Annotated in this window: 21 protein-coding genes; 10 read left to right on the forward strand and 11 right to left on the reverse strand. The window is 64.1% G+C overall.

Features of this window, described 5'->3' with window-relative positions:
- Nucleotides 1-10 precede the first annotated feature (10 nt).
- The 4 genes from purF to JHL16_RS06345 form a co-directional block, all read right to left on the reverse strand.
- Complete coding sequence (gene purF, locus JHL16_RS06330; protein ID WP_200184037.1) at nt 11-1,480, reverse strand: amidophosphoribosyltransferase; 1,470 nt, start codon at nt 1,478-1,480, stop codon at nt 11-13.
- 11 nt (nt 1,481-1,491) lie between these two features.
- On the reverse strand, nt 1,492-2,229 hold the full coding sequence (locus tag JHL16_RS06335; RefSeq protein ID WP_200184038.1) for a CvpA family protein: 738 nt from the start codon (nt 2,227-2,229) through the stop codon (nt 1,492-1,494).
- 59 nt (nt 2,230-2,288) lie between these two features.
- Complete coding sequence (gene radA, locus JHL16_RS06340) at nt 2,289-3,680, reverse strand: DNA repair protein RadA (protein WP_200184039.1); 1,392 nt, start codon at nt 3,678-3,680, stop codon at nt 2,289-2,291.
- Nucleotides 3,681-3,810: 130 nt separating this feature from the next.
- The gene (locus JHL16_RS06345) at nt 3,811-4,950 is read right to left on the reverse strand and encodes an HPP family protein (RefSeq protein ID WP_200184040.1); all 1,140 of its coding nucleotides are present in this window, start codon (nt 4,948-4,950) and stop codon (nt 3,811-3,813) included.
- A 177-nt stretch (nt 4,951-5,127) separates the two neighbouring features.
- Here JHL16_RS06345 and JHL16_RS06350 point away from each other — a divergent pair, with 177 nt between their 5' ends.
- The 5 genes from JHL16_RS06350 to JHL16_RS06370 all read left to right on the forward strand — a co-directional run bounded on the left by JHL16_RS06350 (nt 5,128) and on the right by JHL16_RS06370 (nt 10,678).
- Nucleotides 5,128-5,634, forward strand: a complete 507-nt coding sequence (locus JHL16_RS06350) for a GAF domain-containing protein (protein WP_200184041.1) — start codon at nt 5,128-5,130, stop codon at nt 5,632-5,634.
- Nucleotides 5,635-5,760: 126 nt separating this feature from the next.
- The gene (locus JHL16_RS35395; protein WP_200184042.1) at nt 5,761-7,089 is read left to right on the forward strand and encodes a DUF2325 domain-containing protein; all 1,329 of its coding nucleotides are present in this window, start codon (nt 5,761-5,763) and stop codon (nt 7,087-7,089) included.
- A 47-nt stretch (nt 7,090-7,136) separates the two neighbouring features.
- Nucleotides 7,137-8,567, forward strand: coding sequence for an aldehyde dehydrogenase family protein (locus tag JHL16_RS06360; protein ID WP_200184043.1), 1,431 nt, complete (start codon nt 7,137-7,139; stop codon nt 8,565-8,567).
- 19 nt (nt 8,568-8,586) lie between these two features.
- Nucleotides 8,587-9,444 (forward strand): DUF364 domain-containing protein, encoded by an 858-nt coding sequence (locus tag JHL16_RS06365; RefSeq protein WP_200184044.1) that lies wholly within the window; start codon nt 8,587-8,589, stop codon nt 9,442-9,444.
- Between the two features lie 10 nt (nt 9,445-9,454).
- On the forward strand, nt 9,455-10,678 hold the full coding sequence (locus JHL16_RS06370; RefSeq protein ID WP_200184045.1) for a molybdopterin molybdotransferase MoeA: 1,224 nt from the start codon (nt 9,455-9,457) through the stop codon (nt 10,676-10,678).
- Here the strand turns inward: JHL16_RS06370 and JHL16_RS06375 are convergent.
- The 3 genes from JHL16_RS06375 to msrA all read right to left on the reverse strand — a co-directional run bounded on the left by JHL16_RS06375 (nt 10,675) and on the right by msrA (nt 13,398).
- Nucleotides 10,675-11,565 carry a LysR family transcriptional regulator gene (locus JHL16_RS06375; protein ID WP_200184046.1) on the reverse strand — a complete coding sequence of 297 codons (891 nt, stop codon included), beginning with the start codon at nt 11,563-11,565 and terminating at the stop codon, nt 10,675-10,677. The genes JHL16_RS06370 and JHL16_RS06375 overlap by 4 nt on opposite strands.
- Before the next feature lie 10 nt (nt 11,566-11,575).
- Entirely contained in the window at nt 11,576-12,589 is a 1,014-nt protein-coding gene (locus JHL16_RS06380) for a YeiH family protein (protein ID WP_348647177.1), read from the reverse strand.
- A gap of 98 nt (nt 12,590-12,687) precedes the next feature.
- Nucleotides 12,688-13,398, reverse strand: coding sequence for a peptide-methionine (S)-S-oxide reductase MsrA (gene msrA / locus JHL16_RS06385; protein ID WP_200184047.1), 711 nt, complete (start codon nt 13,396-13,398; stop codon nt 12,688-12,690).
- A 172-nt stretch (nt 13,399-13,570) separates the two neighbouring features.
- Here msrA and JHL16_RS06390 point away from each other — a divergent pair, with 172 nt between their 5' ends.
- Nucleotides 13,571-13,864 (forward strand): hypothetical protein, encoded by a 294-nt coding sequence (locus tag JHL16_RS06390; protein ID WP_200184048.1) that lies wholly within the window; start codon nt 13,571-13,573, stop codon nt 13,862-13,864.
- Here the strand turns inward: JHL16_RS06390 and JHL16_RS06395 are convergent, their stop codons facing one another.
- Nucleotides 13,865-15,532, reverse strand: coding sequence for an amidohydrolase (locus JHL16_RS06395; protein ID WP_200184049.1), 1,668 nt, complete (start codon nt 15,530-15,532; stop codon nt 13,865-13,867).
- 104 nt (nt 15,533-15,636) lie between these two features.
- Here JHL16_RS06395 and JHL16_RS06400 point away from each other — a divergent pair, with 104 nt between their 5' ends.
- The 3 genes from JHL16_RS06400 to JHL16_RS06410 are packed head-to-tail and all read left to right on the forward strand — an operon-like array spanning nt 15,637 to nt 19,108.
- Complete coding sequence (locus tag JHL16_RS06400; protein ID WP_246770819.1) at nt 15,637-17,475, forward strand: PAS domain-containing sensor histidine kinase; 1,839 nt, start codon at nt 15,637-15,639, stop codon at nt 17,473-17,475.
- On the forward strand, nt 17,472-17,861 hold the full coding sequence (locus tag JHL16_RS06405) for a response regulator (protein WP_200184051.1): 390 nt from the start codon (nt 17,472-17,474) through the stop codon (nt 17,859-17,861). The genes JHL16_RS06400 and JHL16_RS06405 overlap by 4 nt, the downstream gene beginning before the upstream one ends.
- Nucleotides 17,858-19,108, forward strand: a complete 1,251-nt coding sequence (locus tag JHL16_RS06410; protein WP_200184052.1) for a response regulator — start codon at nt 17,858-17,860, stop codon at nt 19,106-19,108. The genes JHL16_RS06405 and JHL16_RS06410 overlap by 4 nt, the downstream gene beginning before the upstream one ends.
- Before the next feature lie 249 nt (nt 19,109-19,357).
- On the opposite strand, the gene JHL16_RS06415 is transcribed toward JHL16_RS06410, so the two are convergent.
- A complete protein-coding gene (locus JHL16_RS06415; protein WP_348647178.1) occupies nt 19,358-20,749 on the reverse strand; it encodes an MFS transporter in 1,392 nt (463 codons plus the stop codon).
- A 122-nt stretch (nt 20,750-20,871) separates the two neighbouring features.
- On the opposite strand from JHL16_RS06415, the gene JHL16_RS06420 reads away from it, so the two are divergent.
- Nucleotides 20,872-21,777 carry a LysR family transcriptional regulator gene (locus JHL16_RS06420; RefSeq protein WP_200184054.1) on the forward strand — a complete coding sequence of 302 codons (906 nt, stop codon included), beginning with the start codon at nt 20,872-20,874 and terminating at the stop codon, nt 21,775-21,777.
- Between the two features lie 9 nt (nt 21,778-21,786).
- On the opposite strand, the gene JHL16_RS06425 is transcribed toward JHL16_RS06420, so the two are convergent.
- Both JHL16_RS06425 and JHL16_RS06430 read right to left on the reverse strand, forming a co-directional pair.
- Nucleotides 21,787-22,140 (reverse strand): DUF6717 family protein, encoded by a 354-nt coding sequence (locus JHL16_RS06425; RefSeq protein WP_200184055.1) that lies wholly within the window; start codon nt 22,138-22,140, stop codon nt 21,787-21,789.
- A gap of 4 nt (nt 22,141-22,144) precedes the next feature.
- Complete coding sequence (locus JHL16_RS06430) at nt 22,145-22,921, reverse strand: ABC transporter ATP-binding protein (RefSeq protein ID WP_200184056.1); 777 nt, start codon at nt 22,919-22,921, stop codon at nt 22,145-22,147.
- Nucleotide 22,922 lies beyond the last annotated feature (1 nt).

Below are 22,922 nucleotides of genomic sequence, written 5' to 3' on the forward strand. Positions count from 1 at the left end.
TCTATGTCTCTCAGCCGGCTTCGGCGAGGAGCGACAGCTGCTGCTTGGCCGATTCACCGATGATGTCGGTGAGGTGGGTGGGATAGTCGCCGGTGAAGCAATGGTCGGTGAATTGCGGCCGGATATCATCGCGCCCGTCATAACCGACCGCGCGATAGAGCCCGTCGACCGACAGGAAGGCGAGCGAGGTGACGCCGATATAGTCGCGCATTTCTTCGAGCGTATGCGTGGCGGCGAGCAGCGCCTTCTGCTCCGGCGTGTCGATGCCGTAGAAATCGGGATGGCGGATCGGCGGGCAGGCGATGCGCATATGCACTTCGCGCGCGCCCGCTTCGTACATCATGCGCACGATCTTCACCGACGTGGTGCCGCGCACGATCGAGTCGTCGACGAGCAGCACCCGCTTGCCGCTGATCACCGAGCGATTGGCATTGTGCTTGAGCTTGACGCCCAGCGCCCGAATGGTCTGGGTCGGCTCGATGAAGGTGCGGCCGACATAGTGGTTGCGGATGATGCCGAGCTCGAAGGGAACGCCGGAGGCCTGCGAATAGCCGAGCGCGGCGGGCACGCCCGAATCCGGCACCGGGATGATGACGTCGACATCGGCGGGCGCTTCCTGGGCGAGCTGGCGGCCGAACTGCTTGCGCACCTCATAGACCGAGCGGCCGCCGAGAATGCTGTCGGGGCGCGAGAAATAGACATATTCGAAGACGCAGGGACGCGCCTGCATGCGCGGGAAGGGACGCAGCGACTCGACGCCCTCTTCGGAGATGACGATCACTTCGCCATTTTCGACCTCGCGCACGAAACGGGCGCCGATGATGTCGAGGGCGCAGGTCTCGGAGCAGAGGATATATGCGCCGTTCAACTCGCCGAGGATCAAGGGGCGGATGCCGAGCGGATCGCGGGCGCCGATGAGTTTCTTGTTGGTCATGGCGACCAGCGAATAGGCGCCTTCGAGGGCGCGCAGCGCATCGATATAACGCTCGACGAGGCGTGGCTTCTGCGACCGCGCCACCAGATGGAGGATCACTTCGGTGTCGGAGGTCGACTGGCAGATGGCGCCTTGCGCCACGAGCTCACGCCTGAGCGTCAGGCCGTTGGTGAGATTGCCGTTATGCGCCACCGCGAGCCCGCCGGTGGCGAGCTCGGCGAAGAGCGGCTGCACATTGCGCAGGATGGTTTCGCCGGTGGTCGAGTAGCGCACGTGGCCCAGCGCCACGCGGCCTTGCAGCCGCTTGATGGTGTTCTCGTTCGAGAAATGGTCGCCGACGAGGCCGAGCCGGCGCTCGGAATTGAAGCGCTCGCCATTGAAGGCGACGATGCCGGCGGCTTCCTGGCCGCGATGCTGCAAAGCGTGGAGCCCCAGCGCGGTGAGGGCGGCCGCGTCGTCGTGGCCGAAAATGCCGAACACGCCGCATTCCTCACGCAGCGTGTCGCCATCGAGATCGAAATTGAATTCGGGATTGGACGCCGCCATCGCTTCTGTCCTCAATTGGGGTTGCTCTGGCCGCCGAAATCCGGCTGCTCCTGATTGTCGGGAGGCGGCGAGTTCTGCTGCTGCTGGCCGCCCTGCGTTCCCTGGATCAACTGATCGAGGCCCTGCGATTCATTCTTCTTGTAGCCTTCCTCATCCGTCGGCGCGGTGGTCTCGCCGCTGCCGCTCTGCGCCGCCGGCGGCTGCTGGGTGGTGGAGGGCGCGTTCTGATTGCCGAGGATGGAGGAGTTGGTGAGAGTCTCGGCGATATCGGGGGGTACCAGCGAGAGGATGACCTCGCCCACCGACTGGATGATCGGCAGCGTGCGGGCATTCTTCACCCAGTCTTCCTGACGGTCGATGGGAATGAGCCAGCCATAGAAGAGATAGGCGATGACGACGAGGACCAGGCCACGCGCCAGGCCGTAGAAGAAGCCGAGAGTGCGGTCGAAGGCGCCGGCGGCTGAATCGACCACGACATCGGAGAGCTTGACGCTGATCAGCGACACGATGATCAGCACGATAAGGAAGATGCCGCCGCCGACGGCGATCTTGGCGACGATGTCGGGCTGCAGATACTGGCTGGCGAAACCCAGCAATTCCGGTGAGCGGATGGCGAAATAAGCGCCGACCGCCGCGGCACCCCAGGCGATGAGCGAAAGCACTTCACGGGTGAAGCCGCGCATCAAGGCGAGCAGGCCCGAAATGATCATGATACCGGCAAGAATGAGATCGAGCAGTTGAAACGGCATTAGCCAGTCCGTCCGAAGGATGTTGATCGCGATCTTATAGGCAGCTTTTGTGGCATGGGCTAGGCGATTCGGGCGAGCCCCTTGGGCTGGGCGGCGGCCCAGGCGACAAGGTCGGCGATCGTCTCCAAGGGTTTGATTCTAAAGCCTTTTGGGCATGAAAGTTCCGGACGGGCAGCGGTCACGGCTTCTTTCAGGCCGAGCTTCTGTGCCTCTTTGACACGTGCTTCCGCGAGGCTCACCGGACGGATGGCGCCGGAGAGCGCAATTTCGCCAAAAATCGTCGTTCCATGTGGCACGATCGTGCCGGTGAGCGACGACAGGAGGGCGGCGGCGACCGCGAGGTCGGCGGCAGTCTCTTTCACTTTCAGGCCACCCGCCACGTTGAGATAGACATCGTGATTGCCGATCGTGACGCCGGCGCGGGCCTCCAGCACCGCGAGCACCATGGCGAGCCGGTTGGCATCCCAGCCGACGACGGTGCGCCGGGGGTTGCCAAAGGGAGAGGGCGAGACGAGCGCCTGGACCTCGATGAGGAGGGGGCGGGTGCCTTCCACCCCAGCGAAGACGGCCGAGCCCGGCGTCGGATGCTCGCCCGATCCCATGAACAGGCGTGACGGATTGGCCACTTCCTTGAGGCCGCCATCCGACATCTCGAACACGCCGATCTCGTCCGTCGGCCCGAAACGGTTCTTCACCGCTCTGAGGATGCGATATTGGTGGCCGCGGTCACCTTCGAAATAGAGCACCGTGTCGACCATATGCTCGATGACCTTGGGACCGGCGATCTGGCCGTCCTTGGTGACATGGCCGACCAGCAGGATCGTGGTGCCCTTCTGCTTGGCGAAGCGGATGAGGGCTTCCGAGCCCGCCTTCAGCTGCGAGACGGTGCCGGGGGCGGCGTCGATATTGGGTGACCAGACGGTCTGGATCGAGTCGATGACGGCGATGGCCGGCGGCTCGTCCTCGGACAGCGTCGCCACGATATCGGCGGCATTGGTCTCGGCGGCGAGCAGCACCGAGGTTTCGGCGATGCCGAGCCGCTCGGCCCTGAGCCGGACTTGCGCGATAGCCTCTTCACCCGAGACATAGATGACCCGGCGGCCACGGTTGGCGAGCGCCGCCATGGCCTGGAGCAGCAGCGTCGACTTGCCGATGCCGGGATCGCCGCCGATCAGCACGCCGGAGCCCGGCACGAAGCCGCCGCCCGCCACCCGGTCGAGCTCGGCGATGCCGGTCTCGATGCGCGCCGGGGCGGCACTTTCACCCTTCAGCCCGACGAGGCGGGATGGCCGGCCCTTGGGCAGGCTGGCGCCCTTGGCGCCCGACAGAGGCGTGGGCGCCGATTCCTCGATGATCGTGTTCCATTCGCCGCAATTGTCGCAGCGCCCCGCCCATTTGGATGAGACGGCGCCGCAGGACTGGCAGACGAATTGCGAAAGGGACTTGGCCATGGACAAGGGAGATAGGGCCCCCCTTGAGTCCCTGCAAGCCCGCCAGCCTCGAGCCCATGGGCTCGAAGAAATATAATCTTGAGCGCTTCCTTATCGCCAAAGTCGAGCAACTTTGGCGGGAAGCGCTCTATCACGCGCTGGCGGCGGCCGGCCAGTCGCTCGTCAGCGGCTTCCATCTCGCGGTATCGCCGAGATCCTTGGCGAGCAAGGCGCGAGATACTGCAACGAGCAGGTCGGTCTGGGTGACGATTCCGGCAATCCGGCCCTCGCCCTCGGTGATGATCACCGCATGGGTGCGGCCGTTGCTCAAGAGCGGGATGAGATCGGTGATCGGCGCATCGGGACGCGCGGTGACGGCCGGCGAGATACTGTCCGTGATGCGCTCCGCACCGCTCGCGAGCTCACGCAGGCCGATGGTCCCGGCGAGCTTGCCGTCGCTGCCCAGAACCGGAAGCATCCTTATGTCGTGATCGAGCAGCAGGCGGCGCGCCTCGGCGCTCTGGGCGTTGCGATCGACCGTGACCAGATCGCGCGACATGATCTCGCGCGCTTCGATCATGCTGTGCATGCGTGACAGGATCTGACCCTCGACCTCGCGCAGCAGGCGGTCGAGATCGCCACGGTCGATGTCATAGCTTTCGCCCATTTTGGCGAGCGCGGCATCGATGTCGGTGCTCTGCAGGCCGACGCGCAGCGGCGCCGGCCGGTCCTTGGTCTTGTGCTCATTGACGGCGGCCGGGGCCGCGACATGCGGATAGCTCCGCCGGGTGAGCCGGTGGAAGACGATGCCGAGCAGCACCAGCAGCACCGAATTGAGCGCGATCGGCACGAAGGGAAAGAAAAAGCCGGCATTGGTGACGGCCGATCCGCCGATGACGGCGGTCAGCGCCGCGGCACCGCCCGGCGGATGGAGGCTGCGCGTGAACGACATGACGATGATCGCGAGCGCCACCGCGGCACCCGTGGCCAGCAGCGGATACGGCACGAAATGCGCCACCGTCACCCCGACCAGCGCCGAGATCGTATTGCCGCCGATGATCGGCCAGGGCTGGGCCAGGGGGCTCGTCGGAACGGCGAAGAGCAGCACCGCGGAGGCGCCGATCGGCGCCACGATGAGCGGCAGAAATGGATCGGGCCCGAAGCTCAGGGCGCAGACGAAGCCGGTCAGGCCGATGCCGATGAGCGAACCCAGGCAGGCGAGCAGCCGGTCGCGGAGCGTGGCGCCGGGAAGAATGGGCGAGAACCAGGGGAACTTGGCGGGGCGATCCATATCCAGGCACCGGTAAGAGCGAGGGCAGGCTCACTACCAAGCCCCTGCTTTGTGTCAAGGAAGCTGGGCGCGCATCGGCTTTGCATTTCTCAATGGGCTGACGCCCCGCATCTGAAGGCGTATGCTGGGGGCATTCGTTATATTGAATTGACTATTGCGATTGGGAAGGGTGCGCAGATGTTCGCGACGACAGCCATTCGGACTTCCGACAAGAAGAGTTTCTATCGCGAACTGGCCGGCCAGCTCGAAGGCCTCCTGTCCGGCGAGCCTGATCCGGTCGCCAATGCCGCCAATATGTCGGCACTGATTTTCGAGCAGGTGCCCGATCTCAACTGGGCGGGGTTCTATTTCCTGCGCAAGCCTGACGAGCTGGTGCTCGGCCCGTTCCAGGGCAAGCCGGCCTGTGTGCGCATTGCCGTCGGGCGTGGCGTGTGTGGAGCGGCGGTGGCGCGGCGCAGCACGCAGCGCGTCGAAGATGTGCATGAATTCCCCGGCCACATAGCCTGCGACAGCGCCTCGCGCTCGGAGCTCGTCGTGCCCTTGACGCGGGCGGGGAAGGTCTACGGCGTGCTCGACCTCGACAGCCCGTTGCCCGGGCGGTTCGATGTGGAGGATCAGGAGGGCATCGAGCGTCTCGCCGCGATCTATAGCGCCGCCAGCGCTCCCCTCGCAGACGACACCTGAGCCACGAGCTCCCGCCGGGTGACTTGCCAATTTTCATGTCATCTGGTTATATCACTCGTTATACCCATTCAACTATTACGATCCGTCATCGTGGTCCTGCGTTGACGGGTCTCGAGGGGATGCGACGTGTCAAAGCAGCTGACGATCGGATTGGCCGGCCCGGTGGCGAGCGATTTCGGCAAGCACCGGACCCGCATGCTGCTGGGCTCGCTCTTCGAGCAAAGCGGGGCGAGTGAGCGCATCGAGCGCCTGGTGCTCGCGCATTCCGATGAGCCGCGCCGCCGCACGCGCCTGTGGGAGCTCAATGGGACCTTCTATTGCTCGGTCATCGGAACCTGCCTGTCGACCGCCGATCTGCGGCAGGTGCTGAAGAAGCTCGAGCTTCCCGAAGCGAGAAGCCTGTCGGACCACGATCTGCACAAATATGGCGTGACGCTGGCCGGTCAGCGCGAGGGCTGCGGGAAGTTCCTGCAGAAGGCGCTCGACCGCAAGCACCAGCTCTTCATCACGCGTTTCGACCGGGCGAAGAGCGAGAGCGAGCTTGCGGGTTTCTGGGAAGAAGCCTGCCGCAACGGCGACATTCCGGGCGGCTACTGGGCCGTCCTCACCCACCCGCTGGCGAGTGACGCGCTCAAGAAGCGTGTTTTCGGCGAGGTGCATATGCTGTCCCATCTGGTGGGGGCGGCAAACCGGGCGGATATCCGCCGCCTCGCTCAACTCGAGGAAGAGACCAATGCGCTCAAGGCCAAGATCGAGCGGCAAGAAACGCAGCTGAAGGACGCCATCGTCGCCAGGCATGCGAAGATCGCCGAGCTGACCCATCTTCTGACGCAGGTGACGGCAGGGCCGTCAGAGACGACGCCCAGCGTGGCGCCGCAAGACCGGGACATGGCGGTCCTGATCGACGGGCTCAAGGATCAACTGGGCCTCGAGGCTCAACGCCGCCAGAAGGCGACCGAGCGGCTGGCGCTGGCGGAGGAACGTGTGGTCGCTGAGAGGAAGCAGCGCCAAGCGGCGGAGCAACGCGAGAAGGTGCTGCGCCGAGAGCTGGAGCTCGTCGAGGGCTCGCTCAATGGAAATACGCCCGATACTGCCGCCGACAATCTGGTGAGCGCTCTCCTGCGCGGGGCATCGGTGCTTTATGTCGGCGGGCATCCCGGCCATGCGTCGTCCCTGCGCGACATCGTCAACGGCTTCTCCGCCGAGCTTCTCTATCACGATGGCGGCATAGACGATCAGATGGCGCAACTGCCGGGCCTTGTCAGCCAGTCCCGGCTGGTATTCTTCCCGGTCGACTGCGTGAGCCATGATGCCATGCATTCGGTGAAGCGGCTGAGCCGGCGTGCCGGCAAACCTTATGTACCGCTGCGCAGCGCCGGCTTGACGACTTTTCTCGCCGCTTTGCGCAGCCTGGAAGCCGATACCGGGCCACAACAAACGGCCGTCCATTTCTGAACCGATTCCCGGGCAATGGTGCCCGCAACCAAAGAAAGAAGATAATCTTGTCCAACGCGTTGAAATTCTACATCGATGGCGCCTGGGTCGACCCGATCGCTCCGAAGACGATCGACGTCATCGATCCGGCGACGGAAAAGACCTTCATCACGATCTCGGCAGGCGCCGCGGCGGATGTCGATCGCGCGGTCGCCGCGGCCAAGGCGGCGTTTCCTGCCTTCTCGCAGACGAACAAAGCCGATCGCCTGGCGCTGCTGACCCGTATATTGGAGCTCTACAACGAGCGGTCGGAGGATATTGCACGCGCCGTTTCCGACGAGATGGGCGCGCCCATGAGCTTTGCCCGCGAGGCGCAGACCTGGGCTGGAAGGGTTCATCTCGAATCGACCATTGCCGCGCTGAAGGAGTATGAATTCGAGCATCAGCGCGGCACGACGCGTGTCGTCAAGGAGGCGATCGGCGTCGTCGCTTTGATCACACCGTGGAACTGGCCGTTGAACCAAATCGTCTGCAAGGTGGCACCGGCGATCGCGGCCGGCTGCACGATGGTGTTGAAGCCGAGCGAGATCGCGCCCGTCTCGGGGCTCATCTTCGCCGAGATCATGCATGATGCGGGTACGCCCAAGGGCGTCTTCAATCTGGTGAATGGCGACGGGCCGGGCGTCGGGCAGGTCATGGCCGGCCATCCCGATGTCGACATGGTGTCCTTCACCGGATCGACGCGCGCCGGCATCATCGTGGCGAAGACCGCAGCCGAGACGGTCAAGCGCGTGGCGCAGGAACTGGGCGGCAAATCGCCGAACATCATTCTGCGCGATGCCGATTTCGAGACGGCGGTGATCAAGGGCGTGCAGGGCTGCTTCGGCAATAGCGGTCAATCCTGCGATGCGCCGACGCGCATGCTGGTGCCACGCGAGCATCATGACCAGGCTTTGGCGATCGCCAAGAAGGCGGCCGAGGATCACAAGGTCGGCGATCCCAAGGCGGCTGAAACCGTGCTCGGGCCGGTGGTCAGCGAAATCCAGTATGAGAAGATCCAGCGGCTGATCTCGGCCGGCATTGCCGAAGGCGCCACTTTGGTGACCGGCGGTCTCGGCCGGCCGCATGGCTATAATCGCGGCTACTATGTCAAGCCGACGGTGTTCGGCAATGTGACGCCGCAGATGACGATCGCGCGCGAGGAAATTTTCGGGCCGGTATTGTCGATCATCTCCTATGACACCGAGGACCAGGCGATCGAGATCGCCAATGACACACCCTATGGTCTCGGCGCCTATGTGCAATCGAAGAACATCGACAATGCGCGCCGCGTTGCCCGGCAGCTGCGCGCCGGGCAGGTCAGCATCAATTATCCCGACTGGGATACCTATGCGCCTTTCGGCGGCTACAAGCAGTCCGGCAACGGCCGTGAATATGCCGATTGGGCGATCCATGATTTCCTGGAGGTGAAGGGCATCGTCGGTCACGGAGCCGCTTGATCTGTTTTTGAGGTGAAGGATGGCGGAGCGGGCTGTTCTCAAGGCCACAATCGGGATCGTGCGCCGTGAGCTCGGCCCCATCCTCGACGCCATCGCGATCGAGCGTGTCGCGATGGGGGAGTTCTTCGCCGGCGTCAAACTGTCATCCGGCCATGCGGGGGCGTGTTCCGCGCATGGCCTCAATTTGAATACTGGAGGCCAGTCTACTGGCTTGCGGGGGCACAAAGCGGACTACCTGCTGGACGCCGCCGCGGACGCGACCGGTCTCGAGCGGGTGCTGGGCATCGCGACGCTCAACGCGCTGGCGCAATTGGCGGCCGAGAGCCGTGCCCCTGCCGGCTGCGAGGAGGTCGACGGGCTCGACGCCTTCGCCGCCGCCGAGGTCCAGCCGAACGAGACCGTGGTGGTCATCGGCGCCTTCGGACCGTTCCTGCGGCGGCTCAGAGGAATCGGTGCCCGCCATGTGGTGCTGGAAAAAGATCCGGCCCTGCTCAAGTCGCATGAATTGCCCCATTATCGCCCGGCGCATCTGGCGCCCGACGTGGTTCCCCATGCCGATGTCGTGTTCATCACCGGCGCGACCTTGGCGAACGAAACATTCGGCGGCTTGATCGCCTTGGCGCGGCCGGCCGCGCGCATCATCCTGGTGGGACCGACCGTGCCGATCATTCCGGATGCATTTTTTGACTGTGGAGTCGGCATCGTCGCGGGCATCAGGGTGAACGATCCTGACGCCTTCATGGATGTCATCGCGCAAGGCGTGCCGGGTTATATGTTCTTCGGGGCGTCGGCGGCGAAGGTGGTGCTGCGAAGGCGCTTGCATCCTGCATCCCCGCTTCAGACCCGGACGCAGGCCCTCCCACTGCCGGTCGAATGAGGTTGAACCGATGGCGGGCAGGCATGTACCGATGACGATCGACGCGGCGCGCGGCTTCATCAGGCGGCAATTCGCGACAACCGTCGGCAGCGAAAGTATAGAGGCGGCGGCCGGGCTCGGACGCGTCGTGGCGGGTGATCTGCGCGCCAATGCCGATCTGCCGCGCTTCAATGCTTCGGCGATGGACGGCTATGCGGTCAGAACCGCCGACCTCGACGGCGCCAATCTCAAGATTCTGCGTGTCGTCGGGCGCAGCCTCGCCGGTCATCCGGCGCAGATGGAGCTGGGCGAGGGGGAGGCGATGCGCGTCCTCACCGGCGCCGTCCTGCCGACAGGCGCCGACCGGGTGCTGAAGCAGGAGGATTGTGTCGAAAGCAATGGCTGGATCGCGCCCTCACTTCCCCTCTCCGGCCGCCCCCATGTCAGGATGAAGGCAGAGGATGTCGCGCGCGGGGCGGTGGTGATTGCCGACGGCACGCGGCTCGGCGCGCGTCACCTGGCACTGCTCGGCTCATTGGGCATCGATCTGATCCGCGTCCACCGGCCGCTCCGCGTGGCGCTGTTTTCCACCGGCGACGAGGTCAGTCCTGGACCGGTCCTCGGCGAGGGGCTGATCGGTGACGCCAACCGGCCGATGCTGTGGGCGCTGTTGCGCGAGTTCGGCTGTGTCGTCTCAGACGGCGGCATCATTCCGGACGACCAGGAGCAACTCACCGGCATATTGCTCGCGGCCGCGCAGGACAACGACCTGATGATCACCACCGGTGGCATGTCGGTCGGCGATGAGGATCATCTGACCAGCGTCATAAGGCGCCGTGGTTTCCTGGAGTTCTGGCGCCTCAATGTGCGGCCGGGCAAGCCCGTAGGATTCGGCGATATCGATGATTGCCCGGTGCTTGGCCTGCCGGGCAATCCGATCGCCGCCATGGTGATGTTTCTCATGCTTGGTTTGCCGCTGATCGCACAGCTCAGTGGCGAGAGAGCGGATTATCCGAAGTTCCTGAAGCTCCCGATGGCGACGGCGCTCGATAAGAATGCCGGATGGTGGGAAGCAATCCCGGCGCGGCTCTGCGCCGGCCCCGGTGGGAATACATGTGTCGAAGCGGTCGAGAAGCGCGGCTCCGCCATGCTGAGCTCGCTCGTCGCGGCGGACGGATTCATCATCCTGCCGGAGGGGACGGGCCCTGTTACCGCCGGAGATGAGGTAGACTTCCTGTTTCTTACAGGGAGCTAGCGTCCCGCAAGCGCGCCGATCAGTTTCACGAATTCCTTCTCGCTCGCCGTGACGTAGCGGTCATTGTGCCGCAGCATCGTGAAAGGGCGGCGCGGCACCGGATGATCGACGACGGCCAGGGTGCCGGTTCTGATGGCTTTGTCGACGACGAGCCGCGACAGCACGGTGACGCCGGCACCCGCCTCGACGGCGGCTCTAACGGATTCATTCGTGGGCATCACCAGGCTGACATCGAGCGCGGCCAGCGCGATGCCTTCGCGTTTGAGCAGCGGCTCGAGGATCGAGCGCGTGCCGGATCCCAGCTCGCGCAGTACCCAGCGGGCGGAGGTGAGATCGAGTTTGCCGCGCTTCCGGGCACTGACCCAGTCATGCTTTGATGGAGCGACGAGCACCATCTCGTCCTCGGCGACGACGGTGGTCGTGAGAGCCTGCTCCTCGACCGGGCCTTCGACGAAGCCGAGATTGGCTTCGCCGGCGCGCACCATGGCCGCGACGGTCTCGGTATTGCCGATGGTGAGCGTCACCGCGATGCCGGGATGAGCCGCGTGGAAAGCGTGGATGTAACGTGGCAGCCAATAATTGCCGACGGTCTGGCTGGCGGCGAGGCTCAGGGATCCGGCCTTCAATCCGGCGAGATCGGCGAGCACCAACTCCGCCGCCGTGGCGCGGGCGAGCACCGCCTTGGCTTCGGTGAGAAACAGGCGGCCCGCATCGGTCAGGCTGATGCGCCGGCCGACGCGGTCGAAGAGCTTGGTCTGATAACGCGCCTCGAGCGCCGCGACCGCGGCGCTGGTCGCCGACTGGGTGAGATTGAGATCGCCCGCCGCGCGCGTGACATGCTCGCGCTCCGCCACCGCGACGAAGATGCGCAGCTGTTCGAGTGTCATGCGTGGGCCCTCATCCCACGATCTTTACAAGCATCAGGCTGAGGCTGGCTATAAAAACAGCGGCGGTGAGAGCGAGCAGGAGCGGGCGCGCGCCGAGCGCCCGGATCTGCGTGAATTCGGTTTTGAGGCCCATGCCGGCGAGGCCGAGCGCCAGGAGCAGGCTGGTCATCAGCGTGAGGACGGGCCGCATCCAGTGCGGCAGCTCGACCAGGCTGTTGAGAAGAACGGCGGCGATGAAGCCGAAGATGAACCAGGGAATGGGTGGACGCGCCGTGGCGTCGCTGGTTTTTCCACGCAGGAAGACGCCGAGCAGCAGGACCATGGGCGCCAGCATCGTGACGCGCGCCAGCTTGGCGATGGTGCCGGTCTCACCCGCCACCGGTCCCGCCTGGAAGCTCGCGCCGACGACCTGGGCGACCTCATGGATGGAGGCGCCCGCCCACAGGCCGAATTCCCGCGCATCGAGGCCGAGCACGATGGCGAGGGGCGGCAAGGCCAGCATGGCGAGGGTGCCGAACAAGGTGACCATCGCCACCGCATAAGCGACGTCCTGGTCGCGCGCTTTCGTCACGCCATTGACGGCGGCGATCGCCGAGGCGCCGCAGATCGAAGTGCCGGCGGCGATGAGCTGGGTGAGGCCCGTCTCGACGCCGAGCAGGCGGCCGGCGAAGAGGGTGAAGAAGAAGGTTGTGCTGAGAGCCAGGGCCGCGATGGCCAATCCCGAGACGCCGATCGCTACGAACTGGCCGGCAGTCACCTGGAATCCGAGAAAGACGATGCCGAGACGCAGGAGGTTGCGCTGGCAGACGCCGATGCCGGCGAGACTGCCTTGCGGGGTGCCGACGACATTGGCGAACAATATGCCGATGATGACCGCGAGGATCATCGGGCTGAACAGTCCGAAACCCGGCACCTCGTGCAGCGAAAAGGCGGCGCCGGTGACGATGCCGGCGAGAACAATGCCGGGAACGGCGTCGGTCAGCTGAAGCTGAGAGGTGGCGAGGGAAGGCGAAGACAAAGGCACGACGGCTGCTCCGTAAGGACGGATGATGCAGTCGCACCGCCGGGCGTAAGATTCCAACGCATTCTATGGCTTGAATCGTTCGCTTTTACCGAACGATCCTAATTCGACAGGCCGGCTTCCGACACGAGCACCGGATCGTCGCGATAGAGCGCCGGGAACAGGCGCTTCAGATTATCGACCTTGGGCAGGTCGTTATAGACGATATAAGGCTGCGTCGGGTTCAGCGTCAGATAGTCCTGATGATAGGCTTCCGCCGGATAGAAGGCGTGGTTCGGCTCGATCTTCGTCACGATATCCGCCTCGAAGAGCCTGGCCTGGCCAAGCTGATCGATATAGGCCTTGGCGACCTTCGCCTGGTCGTCGTTCACCGGAAAGATGGCAGAGCGATATTGCGTGCCCCGGTCCGGGCCCTGGCGGTTGAGCTGGGTCGGGTCATGGGCGACCGAGAAATAGATCTGCAGGAGGCGGCCATAGCTGATCCTGGCGGGATCATAGGTGATCCTGACGGATTCCGCGTGACCGGTGGCGCCACCGCTCACCGTCTCATATTGCGCCGTATCCGCCTCGCCACCGGCATAACCCGATACCGCATTGGCGACGCCGTCCACATGCTGGAACACGCCCTGCACGCCCCAGAAGCAGCCGCCGGCGAAAATGGCCGTTTCGGTCTTGGCCGTCGCGGCGGGCTCGTCCACAACGGGCGCCGGTAGAGAGATACCTTCCTCGGCTGAGGCAAGGCCGGCACCGCCGCCGAGCAGGGCAGCGAGCAGGGTCAGCAGGCGGAGGGGGTGAGAGGTCCGGATCTTCATGCGCGCATCTCCGATCGAGGGGTCATGCAGTCCATACGCGGCCGAAGGCGGCCTTCTTACGCTGATCACGGGCAAGTGAAGAGGGCTACGCCCTGAATTGCCCCTTATTGTCCTGCCGAGGCCTGCTGACAGGTGACGTGGCGCTCCTTCTAATGACAGGAAGGAGAACACCATGACCTTCACGACGACCTTTCGCGTGCTTCCCGTCGCCGTGCTTGTGCTGTTCGGCACCAGCGTAGCGGGGGCTGCAAGCAAGTCCGACCCCAAATCGGCCTTGCCGTCGGCCGACGTCAATTCCTGCATGAATTCATGCTGGATGACCTATGCGAGCTGCAGCTCGTCCTATACCTATACCGACTGTACCGATCCCTATAATCAGTGCGTCGCTTATTGCCGGGGCTATTACGACGCCTCGCGCAACGCCAAGCCGATGCCCGGACCCAAGCCGCCTGAGTCGAAGCCCTGATCAGGCGGCTTCGAAGGTCACCCTTCCGTCGCAGATGGTGACGGCGGGCTTGATCTGCGCCAGCTCCTCCGCCGGCGTCGCTTCGAGATCGCCGTCATAGACGACCACATCGGCGAGAAGCCCCGGCACGAGGCGCCCCTTCTTGGCTTCGGCGAATTCCGTATAGGCGCCGTCCGAGGTGAAGGCGGCGAGCGTATCCATCAGGCTCTGCCGCTGCGGCGGGCAATTGGCCGCGATCGGTGATTGCGTCATCGCCGACTGCATGCCTTGCAGGGGATCGAGCGGTGACACCGGCCAGTCGGACGAGAAGCTCATATGGGCGCCGGCGGCGCGCAATGTCTGCCAGGCATAGGAGTAAGGCAGCTTGGCGCCGATGCGCTCGCGGCAGGGTTCGAGGGCCACGCCGGGGACGCCCAAGCCCACGATCGGCTGCAGCGAGGCGACGACGCCGAGCTCCTTGAGGCGCGGAATATCGGCGGGATCGATCACCTCGATATGCTCGATGCGGTGGCGCGCGTCGCGCGTGCCGTTCACCTTGCGCGCATATGCGTAACCATCGAGCGTGCGCCGGACCGCCGCATCGCCGATCGCATGCACGCCGATCTGCAGCCCGTGTTTGTCGGCGCGCGCCGCCACCGCGTTGAATTCCTCGGCGGTGAAGAGGGCGAAACCGCGCTCGCCCGGATGGCCCGGATAGTCGTCGAGCATCAGCGCCGTCATGGATTCGATGACGCCGTCCATGAAGATTTTCACGCGCCCCGAATAGAGCATGTCGTCATTGTAGCGGGCGCGCATCTCGACCGCCTCATCGACGCGTTCGGGCGCGAAGTTGTTCTTCTGATGCCACGGCACCTGCACGCGGCAGATGAGATCGCCGTCCCGGCGCAATGCGTCGAGCAGCTCGAGCTGATAGAAATTGCCGTCCATATTGTGGATGGAGGTGATGCCGAGCGAGGCACAATAAGCGAGGCCGCGCTTGAGGGCGGCCTTGTCGGCGCGCCGGTCGGCATCGCTTGCGGGCGGCACTGGGCCTTCGCCGGTGGTGAGGCCGAGCGACTCGCGCCCCTGCGTCGGGGTAAGGGCGAAGACCGGACCATAGGCGGCGAATTCCTTGAGCTCGCCCATCGCGAGGCCGTCAGGACCCATCACGATCTCGTTGCCGGGGGGCAGGTTCCGGCCGTGGAGAATATCGGCGGCTTTCAGTGCCGCGGTATTGGCCCACACGGTGTGATGGTCGAAGCAGCACAGGATGAAGGGGCGGTCGGGCAGGACCTGGTCGAGATCATGCCTCGTGATGACGCCGCTCGGGCGGATGGTCATATAATTCGCGCCGTTGGCGACGATGATCCGGTCGTCGGGGCGTTGGGCGGCATAGCTGCGCACCGCGCGGGTCAGTGCCTCGATGCCTTCGACGCCCGTCACCATCAGGCTGTCGAGCTCGACCGAGCCCGGAAAGATGTGGACATGGCTCTCGATGATGCCGGGCAGCACCGTCTTACCCTGCGCGTCGATGATGCGGGTATGCTTGGCTTTCAGGCCGGCCACATCCTCCTTCTTCCCGACGGCGATGAGGCGGTTGCCGCTGATCGCCAGCGCCTCGGCGCGCGGGCTGATCTTGTCCATGGTCAGAATTCGGGCATTGGTGACGATGATGTCGGCTGCTTGCATGATCTTTCCCAGCTGAAGAGAGCCTGAATTTGCCTGTTTGGCATTCTTCTCGCAAGCCCTGGGCATAGACCATTTGGGTCATGCCGATGGGGAATATCTGTTCAATGATGCTTCACTTTGGCATGGATGGCATGGCCGAAACGGACGACTATTATAGTGATACCGCGACGTCCGCGGATATCGATCTGTTGCTGAGCAATATCGGCAAGCTCGCCAATGTCGCATTTTTTATCTGGAACGAAGAGAATGGGCTCCCGCTTTATATCTCCAGGCAGCTGGCCAAGTTTTACCGCCTGTCGATGCCTGAGTTCATGGCGAGGTTCCCCAACAACGAGCTGATCGCGGCCAATATGGTCGGCGACGACGGGGCGCGCTACCTGGCCGCGAGTGGTACCGGCAACTATGAGGTCGAATTCAGGATCCACCGGGCCGACGGCACGATTGGTTTCGCGCGCGAGATGGGAGAGAACATCTTTGACGCTCATACCAAACGTGTGCTCCGCAGCGCCGGCGCGGTCGTCGACCTCACCGCGATGAAGGAAGCGGAGCAGGCGCTCAAGGAAGCGCTCCGATACCAGACCGCGACGGGTGAGATTTTGAATGTCATCAGCCGGTCGCCGACCGACATCCAGCCGGTGCTCGAGGTCCTGACGAAGTCGGCGGCCAGCCTATGCGCTGCGGATGAGAGCGTGATCTATTTGCGCAGCGGAGAGGAGTACCATGCCCATGCCGCATTCGGGGCGGCACCTGGCTTTCTCGAATTCCTGAAGGCAAATCCGCGCAAGCACGGGCAGAAATCGCTGGTTCCGCGCGTGATCGGCTCGAAGGCGGTCGAGCATATTCCAGATCTGACGCTCGACAAGGATTACGAGTTCCCGGAACTGTCCCAATTCACCGATCAGCGCGCCATGCTCGGCGTGCCGATTTTGCGTGACGGACAAGTGGAAGGCGTGTTCGTGCTGAGCCGCCGAGTGCCCGGACTCTTTGCGGACCGGCAGGTTGAGCTCATGGAGACCTTGGCCGGCCAGGCGCTGATCGCCATGGAGAATGCCCGTCTTTTCAAAGCGCTCCAACATCGCACCGAGGAGCTGTCGCGCTCGCTCGAGGATCTGCGCGCCGCCCAGGACCGGCTTGTCCAGACTGAAAAGCTCGCCTCGCTCGGCCAGCTCACCGCCGGCATCGCGCATGAGATCAAGAACCCGCTCAACTTCGTCAACAATTTTTCCGCGCTCTCGATCGAGCTGGTTGACGAGCTCAATGAGCTGCTGGCCAAGTCGCCGCTCGACGGCAAGCTGCGCGAGGAGGCAAGCGAGCTGACCGGGCTGTTGAACGGCAATCTCGGCAAGGTGGTCCAGCACGGACGGCGCGCCGACTCCATCGTCAAGAACATGCTTCTGCATTCGCGCCAGGGCTCTGGCGAGCATCGCTCCGTCAATGTCAACGCGGTTGTCGAGGAGAGCCTCAATCTGGCCTATCACGGCGCCCGTGCCGAGCGAAAAGACTTCAACGTGACACTCGATCGCCATTTCGACCCGGAAGCCGGGGAAGTCGATCTCTATCCGCAGGAGATCACGCGCGTGCTTCTCAATCTGCTGTCGAACGGATTTTACGCGACCAAAGCGCGCGCCGCCCAGGCGAGCGGCGACTATGATCCGGTGCTTTCGGCATCCACGAAAAATCTGGGTCATGCGGTCGAGATCACGATCCGCGACAACGGCATCGGCATCCCGCCGGAGGTGAAAGATAAGATGTTCAATCCGTTCTTCACCACCAAGCCGGCGGGCGAGGGCACCGGCCTCGGCCTGTCGCTCAGTCACGACATCATCGTCAAGCAGCATGCCGGCACGATCGAGGTCGATACCGAGCCGGGCCGCTTTACCCAATTCAGGATCGTGCTGCCGCGCAACGCCGCCACGCTTGGCAAGAAGGGAGGCCCCGCGTGAGCACGCTTATCCTGGTCGTCGATGATGAGCCGGACGTGGAACCGCTGTTTCGTCAGCAATTCCGGCGTGATCTTCGCGCCGAGCGTTTTGCCATGGCTTTCGCGCCGTCGGGATATGACGCGTTGCGCATGATCGGGGAGACGCGGGACACATCGCTGATCCTGATCCTGTCCGACATCAATATGCCCGGCATGAGCGGGCTCGATCTGTTGCCTCAGGCCAAGGCGTTGCGGCCCGATGTCCCCGTCATCATGATAACGGCCTATGGTGATGCCGAAACCTGTGCAAGGGCGTTGGAGAAAGGCGCCGAGGCCCTGTTGACCAAGCCGATCGACTTCGCGGCGCTGCGCGATAAAATCGAGACGCGGCTCGGGATCTCGGCGTGAGCGCGCGCATTCTTATCGTTGACGACGAGCCTGACATGGAGGCGCTGGTGACCCAGATCTTCCGCCGTCAGCTTCGTGACGGCACGGTCAGTCTCGTCTTCGCGCGCGACGGCGTCGACGCGCTTGCCGTTGTTGCCGCCGACAGCGACATCGACATGGTGGTCAGCGACATCAATATGCCGCGCATGGACGGGCTTACGCTGCTGGATAAGCTGCAGGACACAGCCAACCAATTGTCCACCATCGTCGTCTCGGCCTATGGTGACATGACCAATATCCGCATTGCCATGAATCGCGGCGCCTTTGATTTCCTCACCAAGCCGATCGACCGCGCCGACCTCGAAGCGACCATCGCCAGGACTCTGCGGCACCTCGAGTCCCTTCGCGAAGTCCGGCGCGCCCGCGCCGAGGCCGAACGCGCTCATGCGGCGCTGTCGCGCTATTTCTCGCCCAATCTTGCCGAGCGGCTGGCGAGCGATGCGGACGGCATCAGCCTGGCCGGGCAGCGCCGTGATGTCGCGGCACTCTTCACCGATATCGAGGGGTTTACGGTCCTTGCCGAAACGATCGATCCGGCGACACTGAGCGAGCTGCTCAACGGCTATTTGGCCGGCATGAGCGCCATCGTCTTCGCCCATGAAGGCACCATCGCCAAGATCAATGGCGACGCGCTGTATGTCTTGTTCGGGGCGCCTGGCGACCAGCCCGACCATGCCGCGCGCGCGGTCGCCTGCGCGCTGGAGCTCGACACATTCGCACAGTCCTGCCGCGCGATCTGGCGCGACAAGGGCGTGGCGCTGGGCGTCACCCGCATCGGCGTCAATGCCGGGCCGGCCATCGTCGGCAATTTCGGCGGCGGGCGCTTCTTCGACTACACGGCCTATGGCGATGCGATCAACATCGCGGCCCGCCTGGAGGCCGCCAACAAGGAGCTTGGCACGCGCATCTGTGTCAGCGACAACGTGGCACGGCAGACGCCCGATTTCCACGGCCGCCCCATTGGCGATCTTCTGCTGCGCGGTCGGACCGAGCCGCTGCGCGCCTATGAGCCGTTACCCTCTCAGGAAGGCGCCGATTCAGCGGCCGACCGCTATCTTCGCGCTTTCGCCAAACTCGAGACAGGCGCCCCGGACGCCCTCGGTGCCTTCGCGACCGAGGTGGGGAGATCCCCCAATGACCGCTTGGCCAGCTTCCACCTGAAGCGCCTGCTCAATGGCGCCACCGGCGCGCGCATCCGCCTGGACTGACGAAGTTTTCCTGCTGGCGAGGGGCATAAAATTGCCCGCTTGAAATTTTTGCCGCGAGACCCCACACTAGGGACGGTTTCAACTGTCGAAAGGAGGTGATCCGATGTCGAGTGAGTTCACTGCGTTTGTCACGCTCGTGCGGGTCGCAGCGGAGGCTCCTTGCCTTTCCTGACGTTATCCGGATCGGGGTGCTGACCAACGCATCTCACGGGAAGGGCCGCCTTGTGCGGCCCTTCTTTTTTTGTGCTGTCAGGTGGATCGCCGGGAAGCCACTGCGCCGATCGTGATTGCGCCGGCGATCAGCGCGGCGGCCAGCATGAAGGCCGCGCGCAAGCCGAAGGCGACCTGTTCCGGACTTGCCGTCGCCATGTCAGGCGCTGCCGAAGCAAACGCGAATACGGCGCCCATGGCGGCCGCCCCGGTGATGAGCCCGAGATTGCGCGACAGGTTGAGGAGGCCCGAGATCACGCCGCGCCGGTCGGCCGGCACATCTTGCATCACCGTCGTGTTGTTGGCGGCCTGGAAAAGCTGATAGCCGGGCGTCAGGATGATCAGGGCGGCGACATAGCCGATGACGCCGTACAGGGCGGGCAGCAGCGACAAGGCCAGGCACCCGATCGCCATTTCGACAAGTCCCAATAGTCCAACAGTATTCGTGCCGAGGCGATCGACCAGGCGGCCGGCCGGCACGCCGCTCAGCGCCGAGAGGATCGGGCCGACCGACATGATGAGGCCGATGGAGGCGTTGTCGAGATTGAGCCCGCGCGAAAGATAGAAAGGCCCGACCACCAAGGTCGCCATCATGACGGTGGCGACGAGGAGATTCATGACCAGGCTGGCGCTCAAAGCCGGATCGCGAAACGCTGAGAGACGGATCAGGGGCGATGCCACCTTCATCTGAGCCATGACAAAGAGGCCTCCAGCCAGAACAGCGGCAATGAGAAACGTCATGTTGAGCGTCATGGCGAGCGCATAGGCGGTGAGTGTCAGGACCAGCAGCGCGGTGCCGATGACGTCGAAGCTGGCCTTGACGGGGCCGGAACCTTGGCGATCACTTGGCAAAGAGCGGCCTGCAAGGACAAGAGCAGCGAGGCCGAGGGGCACCATGACAAGAAATATCGCGCGCCAGCCCAGGCCAGAGATCAGGAGACCGCCCGCCGACGGGCCGAGCGCCGTGCCGATCGCCGACATCGTTCCGAGCAGGCCCATGGCGCTGCCGGTTCTCTCCTTGGACACCGTCGCGCCGACGAGCGCCATGCCGAGCGCCATCATGATTGCCGCGCCAAGGCCTTGCACGGCCCGGGCGGCAATCAGCAGCCAGAGCGTCGGCGCGAGGCCGCACAGGAGGGAGGCCGCCGTGAACAGGATGATGCCGGTGAGCAGCAACCGCCGTCGCCCGATGATGTCGCCGAGCCGTCCGGCGCTGACGATCAAGGTGGTGATGGCGAGAAGATAGGCGAGCACCACCCACTGCACGTCCTGGAAGGATGCGTCGAAGGCTTGCGCCAGGCTCGGCAAGCCGACATTGGCGATGCTCGTGCCGAGCGAAGCGAGCAGCACGACGAGCGAGAGGCTGGCCAGTGCCCAACGCGGCGAACTTATAATTTCCCTTCCTGCATGCGCGGTCGCGGTCGATCTCACATTGAGCTCCATCTTTCAAAGAACGCTTCGGATCTAAGCCGCGGCGTGATGGAGCGGTAGATGCAGTATTTGCACTTTATTCGTGCATTTGACGCCATATCCGATAGGGTTATGATCGGACGATGACGAAACCGGACTTCAATCTTCTGGTCACCCTCGATGTGCTGCTCGCCGAAGGCAGCGTCGCCCGTGCCGCTCGCCGATTGCGCTTGAGCCCCTCTGCGATGAGCCGGGCGCTGGCGCGGCTCCGCCGGACGCTGGGCGATCCCTTGCTGGTGCGGGCGGGCCGTGGCCTCGTTCCGACACCTCGCGCGCTTGAGTTGCGCGAAGGCGTCGGTCAGCTCGTCGAGGATGTGGAAGCGGTTCTGCGCCCGGCGGAGCAACTCGACCTCAAACAGCTCAGCCGGATCTTCACGCTGCGCACGAGTGAGGGGTTTGTCGAGAATTTCGGACCGGCGCTCATCGCCCGTATCGGCAAGGAAGCGCCCGGCATACGTTTGCGTTTCGTGCAGAAGGCCGACAAGGACAATGCGCCGCTGCGCGACGGCAGCGTCGATCTCGAGACCGGTGTCGTGGTGGAGACGACCGGTCCGGAATTGCGCGCCCAGAGCCTTTTCCGCGACCGCTTCATCGGTGTGGTGCGCAAGGGGCATGTCCTAAGCCGCGGCAAGGTCACGCCCGCACGTTTCGCGGCCGGCCGGCATATTTCCGTCTCGCGCCGCGGCCGTGACAAGGGGCCGATCGACGACGCCTTGAAAGTCCTGGGGCTGGAGCGCGAGATCGTCACCATTGTTGGCGGCTTCGCCACCGCATTGGCCCTGGCCCGCGCCTCGGACCTGATCGCCAGCGTTCCCGAACGCCATACCGGCCGGCTGCGCGCCGGCATGTTCAGCTTCCCGCTGCCGGTCGCGACGCCCGATCTCACGGTTTCAATGCTGTGGCATCCGCGGCTCGACGCCGATCCGGCGCATCGCTGGCTGCGCGGCTGCGTCAGGGAGATTTGTGTGGGCGAGAAACGAAAGGCCTAAACGGCACAGTCACACCGTTCTTCCAGCCTCGGCCTTGCAGTAGATTTTCTCGGGCGCCTTGTCGAAATATTTGAAGAGGGCGGGGCATAGCCAGCCTTCCATCCCGGTCTTCTCCCAAAGATACCAGTTGCCCTCATATTCCTCGCGCAGCCAGGACAGCTCGGCGGTGAAGCGGGGGAAAGGTCTGGCGGAGAAATAGAGCTTGAAGCCGCGTTCGGCGTCCGGAATATCTTTCACGAAGATGTCGATCATCTCCGGCATGCCGAAGACGAATGGCTCACGCGTAAGACCCGCGGCTGCATCGTCGAACACCCAGTCACCTTGATCGCGGTAGGGGTGGATGACCATCATCGCATTCGCCATGGGCCTACGCCTTCAGGATCTCCATCTGGATCGGTCCTTCGGCGCGGCCATGGATGAACTGGTCGACATAAGGATTGCCGCTGGTGTCGACGGCGCGCGCCGGGCCCTGCCAGATGATCTCGCCCTTGTGGATCATGGCGATGCGGTCGGCGATCTTGCGCGCCGAGGCCATGTCGTGGGTGATCGAAATCGTGGTGGCGCCGAGGCGTTTCACGCTGTCGACGATCAGATTGTTGATGACATCGGCCATGATCGGGTCGAGACCGGTGGTCGGCTCGTCGAAGAAGATGATCTCGGGGTCGGCGGCGATGGCGCGGGCGAGGCCGACGCGCTTCTGCATGCCGCCCGACAATTCGGCCGGATAGAGCACGCCCACTTCCGGACCAAGCCCCACTTGCCGCAGCTTCTCCATGGCGATGTCGCGGGCTTGCTTGCGCGGCATATTACGGCCCTGGATGAGGCCGAAGGCGACATTTTCCCAGACCGGCAGCGAGTCGAAGAGCGCGGCACCCTGGAACAGCATGCCGAAGCGCTGCAGGAACGCGTCGCGATCCTTGCCTTTGAGCCGGGTGACTTCCTCGCCGCCGATGGCGATCGATCCCGAATCCGGCCTGACGATGCCGAGGATGGTCTTGATCATCACCGACTTGCCGGTACCCGATCCGCCGATGACGACGAGCGAGCGGCCTTTCGGCACGGTGAGATTGATGCCGTTCAGGACCTTCTTCGGTCCGAAGGCTTTGCGGACATCCTTGAGAGTGATGTAAGCGGTCTCGTCCATC

This window comes from Taklimakanibacter albus (assembly GCF_016595235.1).
In the GTDB taxonomy this organism is placed as follows: Bacteria; Pseudomonadota; Alphaproteobacteria; order Rhizobiales; family Aestuariivirgaceae; genus Taklimakanibacter; species Taklimakanibacter albus.

Excerpts from the sequence above, each read along its gene's own strand:
- radA (WP_200184039.1), bottom strand. The coding sequence starts at position 3,680 with ATGGCCAAGTCCCTTTCGCAATTCGTCTGCCAGTCCTGCGGCGCCGTC.
- JHL16_RS06335 (WP_200184038.1), bottom strand. The coding sequence starts at position 2,229 with ATGCCGTTTCAACTGCTCGATCTCATTCTTGCCGGTATCATGATCATT.
- JHL16_RS06390 (WP_200184048.1), top strand. The coding sequence starts at position 13,571 with ATGACCTTCACGACGACCTTTCGCGTGCTTCCCGTCGCCGTGCTTGTG.
- JHL16_RS06430 (WP_200184056.1), bottom strand. The coding sequence starts at position 22,921 with ATGGACGAGACCGCTTACATCACTCTCAAGGATGTCCGCAAAGCCTTC.
- JHL16_RS06345 (WP_200184040.1), bottom strand. The coding sequence starts at position 4,950 with ATGGATCGCCCCGCCAAGTTCCCCTGGTTCTCGCCCATTCTTCCCGGC.
- JHL16_RS06400 (WP_246770819.1), top strand. The coding sequence starts at position 15,637 with ATGATGCTTCACTTTGGCATGGATGGCATGGCCGAAACGGACGACTAT.
- msrA (WP_200184047.1), bottom strand. The coding sequence starts at position 13,398 with ATGAAGATCCGGACCTCTCACCCCCTCCGCCTGCTGACCCTGCTCGCT.
- JHL16_RS06350 (WP_200184041.1), top strand. The coding sequence starts at position 5,128 with ATGTTCGCGACGACAGCCATTCGGACTTCCGACAAGAAGAGTTTCTAT.
- JHL16_RS06425 (WP_200184055.1), bottom strand. The coding sequence starts at position 22,140 with ATGGCGAATGCGATGATGGTCATCCACCCCTACCGCGATCAAGGTGAC.
- JHL16_RS06375 (WP_200184046.1), bottom strand. The coding sequence starts at position 11,565 with ATGACACTCGAACAGCTGCGCATCTTCGTCGCGGTGGCGGAGCGCGAG.
- purF (WP_200184037.1), bottom strand. The coding sequence starts at position 1,480 with ATGGCGGCGTCCAATCCCGAATTCAATTTCGATCTCGATGGCGACACG.
- JHL16_RS06395 (WP_200184049.1), bottom strand. The coding sequence starts at position 15,532 with ATGCAAGCAGCCGACATCATCGTCACCAATGCCCGAATTCTGACCATG.
- JHL16_RS06370 (WP_200184045.1), top strand. The coding sequence starts at position 9,455 with ATGGCGGGCAGGCATGTACCGATGACGATCGACGCGGCGCGCGGCTTC.
- JHL16_RS06365 (WP_200184044.1), top strand. The coding sequence starts at position 8,587 with ATGGCGGAGCGGGCTGTTCTCAAGGCCACAATCGGGATCGTGCGCCGT.
- JHL16_RS06420 (WP_200184054.1), top strand. The coding sequence starts at position 20,872 with ATGACGAAACCGGACTTCAATCTTCTGGTCACCCTCGATGTGCTGCTC.